Consider the following 12196-nt stretch of genomic DNA (forward strand, 5'->3'; position numbering starts at 1 on the left):
TGCCGGTGGTGGCGCCCCCTGCCCCGCCGCCCTCGGCGAGCGAGGATGCCGGCATCCCGGCGCAGCTGACCCCCGAACAGCGCAGCGCCTATCGCGCGGTGTTCGCGGCGCTGCACGACGGACGGTGGAGCGATGCGCAGCTCGCGCTCGACGCGATGGCGACCGGGCCGCTCCATGCCTATGCGCGCGCCGAGCTGTACACCGCCAAGGGCTCGCCCAAGGCGGACGGGGCCGCGGTCGCGCGGCTGCTCGCCGAGGCGCCCGAACTGCCGCAGGGCGATGCGCTGCTGCGCGTGGCGAAGGCGCGCGGGCTGAGCGATCTGCCGATCCTTCCCGAGCAGCAACGGCTGATCTGGAACGACGGCGCGCCGATCCGCGCCCGCGCCAAGGCAACCGCCAGCGACCAGATCGCCGCCGATCTGGCGGTGAAGATGCAGCCGTTCGTCAAGGGCGACCTGGGGGCGGAGGCGCAGGCGTTGCTGGAGAGCACCCCCGGCCTGTCGCCCGAGGCGCAGACCGAATGGCAGGCGCGGATCGCGTGGATCTATTTCCTGCAAGGGCTCGATCCGCAGGCGCGCGCGCTGGGCGCGAAGGCGGCGCTGGGCAGCGGCGACTGGGCGATCCACGGGCGCTGGACGCAGGCGCTGGCGGCATGGCGGCAGCAGGATTGCGCGACGACGCAGACCGAGTTCGAGAATGTCGCGGCGCGCAGCCCCGATATCGACTTGCGCGCCACCGCCTTGTTCTGGGCGGCGCGCGCCGACATGGCGTGCGGGCGGCCCGACAAGGTCGAGGCACGGCTGAAGATCGCCGCGCAATACGGCGAGACCTTTTACGGACTGCTCGCGCGACAGACGCTGGGGCTCGGGATGCCGGCCGTGCGCCCGCAGCGCGTCTCCGCCGACTGGACGCGGCTCGAGCGACGCCCGAACATTCGCGTCGCCGCGGCGCTGGCCGAGATCGGCGAGAGCGACGATGCCGACCGCGTCGTGCGGCAACAGGCGCGGATCGGCGCGCCGGGCGAGTTCGCCAGCCTCGTCCGCTTCAGCGAGTCGCTCAACCTGCCCGCGACGACCGTGTGGCTGGCGCACAACCTGCCGCAGGGCGCGGTCGCGAGCGCCGACACGCGCTATCCGATGCCGAACTGGACGCCGGACACCGGCTGGCGGATCGACAAGGCGCTGGTCTATGCGCACACGCTGCAGGAATCGGGCTTTCGCAACAAGGTGCGCAGCCCGGCGGGCGCGTTCGGGCTCATGCAGATCATGCCCGCCGCCGCGACCGATTACATGCGCGAGCGTGGGCTGACGATCGATCAGGACGCGCTGGCCCGGCCCTCTACCAATATCGACATCGGGCAGCGGCATATCGAGAAATTGCGCGACATGGGGCTGACCGGCGGGCTGCTCCCCAAGGTGATCGCCGCCTATAATGCCGGGCCGAAGCCGGTCGGCGAATGGAACGCGCTGGTCCACGATAACGGTGATCCGCTGCTCTATATCGAGAGCATCCCCTATTGGGAGACGCGCGGATACGTGGTGACGGTGCTGCGCAATTACTGGATGTACGAGGCGCAGGGCGGCAAGGCGAAGAGCCCGAGCCGCGCCGCGCTGGCGCAGGGCATGTGGCCGCGCTTCCCCGGATTGCCGGGGGCGAGCGCGGTGCGGATGAACCCCGCGCCGAACACCGCGCTGGCGGTCAACGCCAGCGTCGGAGTGCAGACGCCGATCCAGTCGAACTGAGGGCGCCGGATTTTAGGCCGTCATCCCGGACTTGATCCGGGATCCCTGCGAAGTCACCCGTCATGCCGGACTTGTTCCGGCATCCACCAATCAGCTATCTCATAGACCATTAATTTTTCGGAACGGTGGACCCCGGAACAAGTCCGGGGTGACAAGGAATTAGGGCGAAGGACTGGTGCTGATAGCGCCCCGTTCCCGGCGTCGCTACCATCCCACCTGAACCAACTTCTTCGTCACCCCGGCGACGGCCGGGGTCCAGTCGGGAAGGCCGTCATAACGAAGCGTGACGCGCCTCATCAGCGTCCCCCCGACTGGACCCCGGCCGTCGCCGGGGCGGCGCCTCGATAAAGGTTGTTCTACACAAGACAGGTCGTCCGCTGGACGCCCCTTCCCTGCCCCGCTACCTCCAAACGATGCCGATCGACGAAAGCCGCGCCTTCCTGCCCGTCCGCATCGCGGTGCTGACCGTGTCCGACACGCGCGGGCTGGCGGAGGATCGCTCGGGCGACACCTTGGTCGCGCGGCTGTCCGACGCCGGGCATGTGCTGGCCGAACGCGCGATTCTGCGCGACGATGTCGACGCGATCGTCGCGCAACTCCACCGCTGGATCGACGATCCGCAGGTCGACTGCATCATCACCACCGGCGGCACCGGCGTCACCGGGCGCGACGTGACCCCCGAGGCGGTCGAGCGGGTCGCGGACAAGATGATCCCCGGCTTCGGCGAACTGTTCCGCTGGCTGAGTTTCCAGACGATCGGCACCTCGACGGTGCAGAGCCGCGCCTGCGCGTGCGTGGCGCGCGGCACCTATGTGTTCGCGCTGCCGGGGTCGACCGGCGCAGTGAAGGATGCGTGGGACGGTATCCTGTCCTCACAACTGGATAGCCGCCATCGGCCGTGCAATTTCGTCGAGCTGATGCCGCGGTTGCTGGAGCGGTAGGGGCGGTCGTCATTGCGAGCGTAGCGAAGCAATGACGGATAACTCACCCCGCCTGCGACGCCGCCAGTTCGTGCCCGTCGACATCGCGGAAGTGGAAACGCCGGCCGCCAGGGAAGGCGAAGATCGGCACCGTGATCGTGCCGCCGGCCTGCTCGACCGCGGCCTGCGCCGCCTCCAGATCCTCCACCTCGATCACCGGCAAGGGCGCAGCGACACGATCGGACGCGGCGTCGAGCCCGATGTCCGTATCGCCGCTGAGCGTCGCCGCATAATCGGGGCCAAAGTCGGTGAACGTCCAGCCGAATGCCTGCGCGTAGAAACTCTTCGCCTTCGCCCGGTCGCTGGTCGGCAGTTCGAGATAATAGAGGCGGGCCATATCGCTTCTCCCTGTTTGTTCTTGATGTGTTCTATATGGCGCGATAGCCTCGCGCAATGGCGAATCCACGGCCGCACCGCGGCGCGACCCTCAACACGCGGAGTGCGCGCTTCAATCTGCCGCAGGCGGAGGAGGACGATGATTGGCGCGATGCGCGCACGCTGATCGACGGCGCGCCGCCGCCGGTGCGCACGACGGTAACCATCGAACATCCGCGCACGATCATTTCGCGCAACCAGTCACCCGACGTGCCGTTCGACCGCTCGATCAACGCCTATCGCGGCTGCGAGCATGGCTGCATCTATTGCTTCGCGCGGCCGAGCCATGCGTTCCACGATCTGTCGCCGGGGCTCGATTTCGAGACGAAATTGTTCGCCAAGCCCGATGCCGCCGCGCTGCTGCGCGACGAATTGCGCAAGCCCGGCTACGCCTGCGCGCCGATCGCGATGGGGACGAACACCGATCCCTATCAGCCGATTGAGCGCGAATGGCGAATCACCCGATCGCTGATCGAGGTGCTGGCGGAATGCGACCATCCTGTGGTCATCACCACCAAATCCGACCGGGTGGTGCGCGACCTCGACCTGCTCGCGCCGATGGCGGCCAAGGGGCTGGTGGCGGTGGCGATGTCGGTCACCTCGCTCGATCCGCGCGTTGCGATGACGCTGGAGCCGCGCGCGACCGCGCCGGAGCGGCGGCTGGCAGCGGTGCGGACGCTGACCGACGCGGGCGTGCCGACCTATGTCAACATGGCGCCGGTGATCCCGGCGATCACCGACGGCGAGGTCGAGACGATCGTCGCGCGGGCGGCGGCGGCGGGGGCGCTGGGCGTGTCGTACATTCCGGTGCGGCTGCCGTGGGAAGTCGCGCCGCTGTTTCGCGCGTGGCTCGACGAACATTATCCCGATCGCGCGGGCAAGGTGATGGCGATCGTGCAGTCGCTGCGCGGGGGCAAGGACAATGATCCGCGCTTCGGCATGCGGATGAAGGGTCAGGGACCGTGGGCGGAGCTGCTGCGCACGCGCTTCCGAATCGCGCGCGGCAAGGCGGGGTTTCCGAACCGGCGGCGGACGCTCGACCTGCGCTGCGATCTATTCCGCAAGCCGGCAGGGGCGCAGGGGGAGTTGTTTTAGTGGCTTAGTCGTCATTGCGAGCGGAGCGAAGCAATCCAGGGCGTCCTGGTTCGGCTCTGGATTGCTTCGCTACGCTCGCAATTGTCTGTTGGAGATGACGTAGGGGGGTGGTGTCCTGCATGAGCGGGATGCCCGGCATCAGGTGGCCACCTGATGCCGGGCGCGGGCAACCGGGCCGTCTCGCAATAGGGCTTTTCGCCCGTCGTCATCCCGGTCGGTTGCCCGCTTCCCGTCACGCCTGGTGAGTTGCAGGGGCCGCTCGACGACGCCCGCAGACAATCGCAGGCTATCGCCGAGGATAACCGTCATGACCCGCTCCGCCAACCCCGCCACTGACGCCGCCGCCACCACGCCGACCGGGTTCGTCGGCTGCGACGTCGGCAAGGCCGGCATCGCCGTCTTCGACAGCGTCACCGGCCGCGCCACCACCATCGCCAACACGCCGCTTGCGCTCGACGCCTTTGCCGCCGCGCTGCCGCCCGGGCGCCTGCTGGTCTGCGAGGCGACCGGCGGCTACGAGGCCGCGCTGCTCGCGGCGGCGTCACGCGCCGGCCATGCCATCCACCGTGCCGATGCCCGCCGCGTCAAGGCGTTCATCCGCTCGCTGGGAACGCTGGCCAAGACCGATGCGCTCGATGCCCGTGCGCTCGCGCGCTACGGGCAGGAGCGCCACGAGCGCCTCGACCGCTGGCACCCGCGCGATGAACACCGCCAGGAGCTCGCGACGCTGGTCAACACCCGCAGCGATCTCGTCCGTGCCCGCACCGCGTGCACCAACCGCCTCAAGGCCCCCGGCGCCGGCCCGGTCGCCGCCGAGCTGCGCGCGCTGGTCGCCGCGCACGACCAGGCCATCGCCGCGCTCGAGGCCCGGATCGAGGCGCTGCTCGCCGGCTGCGCATCACTCGCCCGCACCGCCAGCGTCCTGCGCACCATCCCCGGCATCGGCGCGACCACCGCCGCGGCGCTCATCGCCCTCCTGCCCGAACTCGGCACGCTCGGACGGCGCCAGATCGCCAGCCTCGCCGGCCTTGCACCCCATCCCCGCCAAAGCGGCACCGTCGATGGCTATCGCCGCACCCGCGGCGGCCGCCCGGAGGTCAGGCGCGTCACCTTCATGGCTGCCCTCTCCGCCGTCCGCTTCGCGCCCGACATCAAGGCCTTCTACCAGCGCCTCCGTGACAGCGGCAAAAAACCCATCGTCGCCCTAACCGCCGCCATGCGAAAACTCATCACCATCGCCAACGCTAAAATCCGCGATGATGCCGCGCAACTGAGTTGATGACGAACATGGTGATGCCAGCATTTCCCATCTCACCGTCCCAACCGGCTGCGGCTCGACATCAATCGCCCGTGCGCGGGCACCGCCGGAGCGAAGGCCCCGAGGCCGGGGGCGTGCGGCATGTCGACATAGATCGCCTCCATCCCGCCGCGGGCGGCATAGGCTTCGTGCCAGAAGCCGTTGCCGTGCCGGTCGGCGAGGAAGTCCTTCCACCAGCCAGCATGCGGCATCGAGCGCGTGAATGCCTCCAGACTGTCGAGGTCGCGCCAATATTGCCGGATGCCGACATGGTTCCAGCCGTGCAGGCATTGGTGGGCGGCGAGCAGGCCATCGGGGTGCGACTGCGCGATCTCGCGCAGCCCGCGGCCGATGCGGAGGAACGAGGACACGCCGCGCAGGCTGCCGACGCGGAAGCCGAGCATCACCACCACCAGATCGGGCCACGCGGCCAGATCGACGGTCATCCTTTTGGCATCGCTGGCTTGCATGATCGTCGCTCCGCTGCTTACACCGTACACATAGACGGTTATGTATACGGTGTAAACAGACGATGGTTCCCGCGACAGGTTTGCGTGACACCCTGCTCGATCATGCGATCGCGATGCTGGAGGCGGGCGACGCCGAGCCGGGCATCCGCGCGCTGGCGCGTGCGGCGGGGGTGTCGGCGATGGCGCCCTACCGGCATTTCGCGGACAAGGCGGCGCTGTTGGCGGCGGTTGCCGAGCGCGGCTTCGCGATGTTTCTGGCGGCGCTGTCGGCGGCGGATGCCGAGGGTAGCGATGCCGAACGGCTGGTCGCGCAGGGAGCCGCCTATGTCGATTTCGCCTGTGCCCATCCTGCGCTGTTCCGCGCGATGTTCGCTCGCGGCGCGGCGGCGCCGAAGCAGCCCGACGCACCGGCATTCGCGGTCCTGACCCGGCGCGTCGCGGCGCTGGTGGGGAAAGACGATCCGGTGGCGGCGCTGGGGTGCTGGGCGATCGTCCACGGATTGGCGACGCTGGCGCTGGATGGCGGCGTGCCGCTGCCGCCCGATCAGGTGCGCGCGGTACTGCGGACCTATGTCGCGGGGATCGTGGCGGGGGCAGCGAACTGCCCCACCCCCGGCCCCTCCCCTGAAGGGGAGGGGTGAAGCATCGTCATCCCACCGAGCGGAGGCGGGTTTCCTCGACCTCGAAATCGACCTTGGTCACGCCGGGCAGCGCCTCGATCCGCTCGGCCAGTTCGGCGTCGAGCGCGAAATCGCGGTCGAGGATCACGGTCGCGATCTCGCCCTCCCCGATCGGCACCTTGAGCGTCACCTTGCCGCGCGCGCCGCGCAAGGGACCGATCAGCGCGGCGAGCCCCGCCACCGCGCCCGCGTCGGCGACATGCACCTCCAGCGCGAAGCGCGTCGACGTGGCAAGCGTCTCGAACGGCTTGATCGACTTGACCGTCACGCGCGGCGTTTCCTCGCCGGGGCGGCGATCCAGCTCGACGGTCGCGAGCCCGCAGCCGCCGTTCTTGGCGGCCTCCTCCAGGTCGGCGGCGGGGCCGTCGTCGAAGCAGGTCGCCATGAATTGGCCGGTCGCGTCGGAGAGCGTCGCCATCATGTAGCGCTTGCCGCGCGCCGAGGTGCGCCAGCGCGCTTCCTCGACGAGCACTGCCATCGTCGCCATCACCCGCGCGCCATCGGCGATCTGCAACTCGCCGAGCGTGACGTAGCTGCGCGCGCCGTGCGTCTTGGCGAGGTGGCGGTAGCGGTCGACCGGATGCGCCGAGAAATAGAAGCCGAACGCTTCCTTCTCCTGCTCCATCCGCTCGGCGAGCGACCAGCGCGCGTTGGCGGGCAGCTTGATCGCATCGCCCGCGCCGGCATCGTCGCCGAACAGCCCGCCCTGCCCGCTGGTCCGCCCCTCGTGCGTGCGCGCGGCGATCGCGAGCACCGTCTCGGCGACGGCATGGACGCCGGCGCGGTTAGGCTCCAAACCGTCGAACGCGCCGCCCGCCGCGAGCGTTTCGAGCTGGCGCTTGTTGAGCAGGCGCGGGTCGACACGCGCGGCGAGATCGTCGAGGCTCTTGAACGGTCCGGCGGTGGTGCGTTCCTCGCAGAGCTTCTCCATCGCGCCCTCACCGACCGACTTGAGCGCGGCGAGCGCGTAGCGGACGCCATATAGCCCCTCCCCCTCGGGGGAGGCGCTTGCGATGGGCTGGACATCGAACTCCGCGAGGCTGCCGTTGATGCACGGCGGGAGCAGCGGGATGCCGAGCCGGCGCGCGTCGTCGACGAAGATCGCGAGCTTGTCGGTCAGGTGCAGGTCGTAGCACATCGACGCGGCAAAGAATTCGGCCGGGTGATGCGCCTTGAGCCACGCGGTCTGATAGGCGAGCAGCGCATAAGCGGCGGCGTGCGACTTGTTGAAGCCGTAACCCGCGAACTTGTCGATCAAGTCGAACAGCTGGTTCGCATAGGGCGCGGGGATCTGGTTGTGCTCGGCGCAACCGGTGACGAAGGTGGCGCGCTGCGCGTCCATCTCCGCCTTGATCTTCTTGCCCATCGCGCGCCGCAACAGGTCCGCGCCGCCGAGCGAATAGCCCGCCAGCACCTGCGCGGCCTGCATCACCTGTTCCTGGTAGACGAAGATGCCGTAGGTTTCGGCGAGGATCGGCTCCAGCAGCGGGTGCGGATAGGTGATCTCCTCCGTCCCCTGCTTGCGGCGTCCGAACGACGGGATGTTGTCCATCGGACCGGGCCGATAGAGCGAGACGAGCGCGACGATGTCGCCGAAATTGGTCGGGCGCACCGCCGACAGCGTGCGGCGCATCCCCTCCGATTCGAGCTGGAACACGCCGACCGTGTCGCCGCGCTGGAGCAATTTATAGACGCCCTCGTCGTCCCATTGCAGCGCGTCGAGATCGACGTGGATGGCGCGCTTCTTGAGCAGCTCGACCGCCTTCTTGAGCACCGACAAGGTTTTGAGCCCGAGGAAGTCGAACTTCACCAGACCGGCGCCCTCGACATATTTCATGTCGAACTGCGTGACCGGCATGTCCGAGCGCGGGTCGCGATAGAGCGGCACCAGTTGCGCGAGCGGGCGGTCGCCGATCACCACGCCCGCGGCGTGCGTCGAGGAGTGGCGCGGCAGCCCCTCCAGCTTGGTCGCGAGATCCCAGAGGTGCCGGACCTGATTGTCGTTGGAATATTCGCGCGCGATCTCCGGCACGCCGTTCAGCGCGCGCTTGAGGTCCCATGGATCGGTCGGGTGATTGGGGACCAGCTTGGCGAGGCGATCGATCTGGCCATAGCTCATCTGGAGCACGCGCCCGGTATCCTTGAGCACCGCGCGCGCCTTGAGCTTTCCGAAGGTAATGATCTGCGCGACCTGGTCGCGGCCGTATTTCTCCTGGACGTAGCGGATCACCTCGCCCCGCCGGGTTTCGCAGAAGTCGATGTCGAAGTCGGGCATCGACACGCGTTCCGGGTTGAGGAAGCGCTCGAACAGCAGCCCCAGCTTGATCGGATCGAGATCGGTGATCGTCAGCGCCCAGGCGACGACCGAGCCCGCACCTGACCCACGCCCCGGCCCGACCGGAATGTCGTGGTCCTTCGCCCATTTGATGAAGTCGGCGACGATCAGGAAATAGCCGGGGAAGCCCATCTGGATGATGACGTCGACCTCGAACGCCAGCCGCTGGCGATAGGTCTCGCGCCAGTTCGGGTCATCGGCCGGTTGCGCGCCGAGTTCCTCGATCCGGTCGAGCCGCGCCTCCAGCCCGGCGGCGGCGTCGTTGCGGAGCATCGCCGCCTCGCCCTCGCGGTCGCCGGCGAGGCTGGGGAGGATCGGCTTGCGCTTCGGCGCGGCGACCGCGCAGCGCTGCGCGACGACGAGCGTGTTCGCGAGCGCCTCGGGCAGATCGGCGAACAGCGCCGCCATGTCGATCGCCGGCTTCATCCACGCATGGCCGCAGCTGCGCGGGCGATCCTCGCTTTCGACATAGCTCGACGAGGCGATGCACAGCATCGCGTCATGCGCGTCGCCGAAATCGGCTTCCTCGAAGCAGCACGGATTGGTGGCGACGATCGGCCAGTTGCGATCATAGGCGAGGTCGAGCAGCAGCGGCTCGGCCTTGTCCTCGATCGCGTCGTCGCGGCGGCACAATTCGATATAGAGCCGGTCGCCAAAGATCGCGTGGAGGCGATCGGCATAAGCGGCGGCGCGCTCGGGCTGGTCCTCGGCGAACAGCCGCGCCACCCCGCCCTCGCCCCCGGCGGTGAGCGCAATCAGCCCGGCGGAATGACGCTCCAGCACCTCGAACGGGACATGCGGCGCGAGTTCGAGCGGGCGGTCGAGATGCGCGTGGCTGACCAGCGCGCAGAGATTGTCGTAGCCGGTCTCGTCCTGTGCATAGAGCGCGATCCAGTCGGTCGCGGTCGCGATTCCCTCTGGCATGTCCGGCCGCGCGACGCCGAGCATCGTGCCGATCACCGGCTGCACGCCCGCGCCCATCGCCGCGTCCGAGAAGGCCATTGCGGCGTACAGGCCGTTGCGGTCGGTCAGCGCGGCGGCGGGGAAGCCGAGCTTCGCCGCGCGCTTGGCGATCGCCTTCGGCTCGATCGCGCCGTCGAGCATGGTGTAGCTGGAGAAGATGCGGAGTGGCACGAACCCGGAATGCGGCATCGCTGCAACCTAGGCCCGCCGACCCGATTCGACCATCCCCGACGGCCCGCGCGGAACCGCAAACACGCCGACCCGTTCGCCCAGCCGGAATGGAGTGATCGACATGGCACGATTCGGAGCTTCATCGGAACGTGGGTTCGGCATCCCCGGCGCGGCGACCGGCGCGGGCTGGGGCTGGATCATGGCGTATGGCGTGGTGTCGGTGCTGCTCGGCGTGGCCGCATTCGTCTGGCCGTTCGCCGCGACCTATGCCGCGACGGTGGTGATCGGCACGCTGCTGTTCGTCTCGGGCGTGTTCTCGATCGCTGCCGGGCTGTTCGGTCAAGGGCATGAAGGGCGTATTTATGCGGTGCTGTTCGGCGTCCTGTCGGTGATCGTCGGCGCGGTGATGGTGTTCGAACCGGTGACCGGCGCGCTGTCGCTGACGCTGATGGTAACCGTCTGGCTGCTGGTGCGCGGCGTGCTGGAGGTGGTGCTCGGCTTGCGGATGCGGCGGCGACGCGGGCTGATGATCGCGCTGGGGGTGGTCAACATCCTGCTGGCCGGGTTCATCCTCGCGACGGTGCCGTGGTCGGCACTGACGCTGCCGGGGTTCATCCTTGGGGTAAGCTTTCTGGTCGGCGGCGTGACCGCGATCACCGCGGCGAGCGACCACCGCAAGGGCGCGGATGCGTTCGCGATGCCGGGGTGAGATGCGTGGTGGGCGGGCGCAAGCGACGTGCCCCCGCCCCCCTTCCGCCATTCCCGCGAAGGCGGGAATCCAGAAGCTCTGACACCCGCCTTCTATCGATGGACCTGCGCATCTGGATTCCCGCCTTCGCGGGAATGACGGAAGAAGGGGTTCACCGCGCCGCGACGTGCACCAGCGCCATCGCGACCAGCAGCAGCGCGAGGATCGCGAGGATCAGCCCGAACATGCAGCCAAGCACCACGCGATCGCCGAACATCGCCTACAGCAACGCCTCGATGTCGGCGGTGATCTCCTCGGGCTTGGTCGTCGGCGCGTAGCGGCGCACGACCTTGCCGTCGCGGTCGACCAGGAATTTGGTGAAGTTCCACTTCACCGCCCTGGTCCCGAGCACGCCCGGCGCTTCGACCTTCAGCCGCTCGAACAGGGGCGCGGCGTGCGCGCCATTGACGTCGATCTTGGCGAAGACCGGGAAGGTCACGTCATAGGTCAGCGAGCAGAAGGTGGCGATCTCCGCCGCATCGCCGGGCTCCTGCGCGCCGAACTGGTTGCAGGGAAAGCCGAGCACCGCGAAGCCGCGGTCGGCAAAGCGGCGGTGGAGCGCCTCAAGCCCTTCATATTGCGGCGTGAACCCGCATTTGGAGGCGGTGTTGACGATCAGCAGCACCTGCCCGCGCCACGGCGCGAGCGGTACCGGCGCGCCATCGGCGCCGGTGACGGTCAGGTCGGTGATCGTCGTCATCGTGCGCGCTCCAGCAGATAGGTGAGATTGCGGCGGACCTGCGGCCACTCATGGTCGAGGATCGAATAGACGACCGTGTCGCGCACCTCGCCCTCTGCCGTCACCATATGCCCGCGCAGCACGCCGTCCATCCGCGCGCCCAGCCGTTCGATCGCCGCGCGCGAGGGACGATTGTGCCAATTGGTGCGCAACTGCACGCACTGGCAGCCGAGCACCTCGAAGGCGTGCGCGAGCAACAGCCGCTTCGCCTCGGTATTCAATCCGGTGCGCTGCACGCGACGCGCGTAGAGCGTGCCGCCGATCTCGACGCGCCGATGCGCCTCGTTCATCCGCAGGAAGCGCGTGGCGCCCGCAACCCGTCCATCGGCATCGAGCACGGTGAACGGCAGCGCGCGCCCGGCGGCCTGTTGCACCTCCAGCAGGTCGTACCAGCCGTCGATGGTCGCGACGGTCGGAACGATCGTGGCGAAGAGGTGCGTCAGCCCGTCGAATGCCGCCAGCAGCGCGGCGCGATCCGCGCGGGCGAGCGGGCGCAGCGTGACATGACGTCCGATCAACGTCGGCACGGTCCGCCACGCCGCATCGGTCACTTCGCGATCTCCCGTCGCGCTTCGCGGAGCCGCGCGACGCATTTCGTCAG

The 12196-nt window shown here is 68.8% G+C and carries 11 protein-coding genes; 6 read left to right on the forward strand and 5 right to left on the reverse strand.

Annotation, left to right across the window (positions count from 1 at the left end):
• Positions 1-5 precede the first annotated feature (5 nt).
• Positions 6-1742 carry a lytic transglycosylase domain-containing protein gene (locus PGN12_15830; protein MEH3105356.1) on the forward strand — a complete coding sequence of 579 codons (1737 nt, stop codon included), beginning with the start codon at positions 6-8 and terminating at the stop codon, positions 1740-1742.
• 413 nt (positions 1743-2155) lie between these two features.
• Positions 2156-2683 (forward strand): molybdenum cofactor biosynthesis protein B, encoded by a 528-nt coding sequence (gene moaB / locus PGN12_15835; GenBank protein MEH3105357.1) that lies wholly within the window; start codon positions 2156-2158, stop codon positions 2681-2683.
• 43 nt (positions 2684-2726) lie between these two features.
• Here the strand turns inward: moaB and PGN12_15840 are convergent, their stop codons facing one another.
• Entirely contained in the window at positions 2727-3059 is a 333-nt protein-coding gene (locus tag PGN12_15840) for a VOC family protein (protein ID MEH3105358.1), read from the reverse strand.
• A 56-nt stretch (positions 3060-3115) separates the two neighbouring features.
• On the opposite strand from PGN12_15840, the gene PGN12_15845 reads away from it, so the two are divergent.
• On the forward strand, positions 3116-4192 hold the full coding sequence (locus tag PGN12_15845) for a PA0069 family radical SAM protein (protein ID MEH3105359.1): 1077 nt from the start codon (positions 3116-3118) through the stop codon (positions 4190-4192).
• Positions 4193-4499: 307 nt separating this feature from the next.
• Entirely contained in the window at positions 4500-5471 is a 972-nt protein-coding gene (locus PGN12_15850) for an IS110 family transposase (protein ID MEH3105360.1), read from the forward strand.
• 32 nt (positions 5472-5503) lie between these two features.
• Here the strand turns inward: PGN12_15850 and PGN12_15855 are convergent, their stop codons facing one another.
• Positions 5504-5935: a DUF4188 domain-containing protein gene (locus PGN12_15855; protein MEH3105361.1), complete on the reverse strand. Its 432-nt coding sequence runs from the start codon at positions 5933-5935 to the stop codon at positions 5504-5506.
• Positions 5936-6021: 86 nt separating this feature from the next.
• On the opposite strand from PGN12_15855, the gene PGN12_15860 reads away from it, so the two are divergent.
• A complete protein-coding gene (locus tag PGN12_15860; protein ID MEH3105362.1) occupies positions 6022-6600 on the forward strand; it encodes a TetR/AcrR family transcriptional regulator in 579 nt (192 codons plus the stop codon).
• Between the two features lie 7 nt (positions 6601-6607).
• Here the strand turns inward: PGN12_15860 and dnaE are convergent, their stop codons facing one another.
• On the reverse strand, positions 6608-10126 hold the full coding sequence (dnaE, locus tag PGN12_15865) for a DNA polymerase III subunit alpha (GenBank protein ID MEH3105363.1): 3519 nt from the start codon (positions 10124-10126) through the stop codon (positions 6608-6610).
• 103 nt (positions 10127-10229) lie between these two features.
• On the opposite strand from dnaE, the gene PGN12_15870 reads away from it, so the two are divergent.
• On the forward strand, positions 10230-10817 hold the full coding sequence (locus tag PGN12_15870; GenBank protein MEH3105364.1) for a DUF308 domain-containing protein: 588 nt from the start codon (positions 10230-10232) through the stop codon (positions 10815-10817).
• A gap of 259 nt (positions 10818-11076) precedes the next feature.
• Here PGN12_15870 and PGN12_15875 read toward each other — a convergent pair whose 3' ends face one another.
• Both PGN12_15875 and PGN12_15880 read right to left on the reverse strand, forming a co-directional pair.
• Positions 11077-11556 carry a glutathione peroxidase gene (locus PGN12_15875; protein ID MEH3105365.1) on the reverse strand — a complete coding sequence of 160 codons (480 nt, stop codon included), beginning with the start codon at positions 11554-11556 and terminating at the stop codon, positions 11077-11079.
• The gene (locus tag PGN12_15880; GenBank protein MEH3105366.1) at positions 11553-12146 is read right to left on the reverse strand and encodes a GNAT family protein; all 594 of its coding nucleotides are present in this window, start codon (positions 12144-12146) and stop codon (positions 11553-11555) included. Before PGN12_15880 ends, PGN12_15875 begins: the two co-directional genes overlap by 4 nt.
• Positions 12147-12196: the final 50 nt, after the last annotated feature.

The organism is Sphingomonas phyllosphaerae (genome assembly GCA_036946405.1).
Taxonomy (GTDB): Bacteria; Pseudomonadota; Alphaproteobacteria; order Sphingomonadales; family Sphingomonadaceae; genus Sphingomonas; species Sphingomonas phyllosphaerae_D.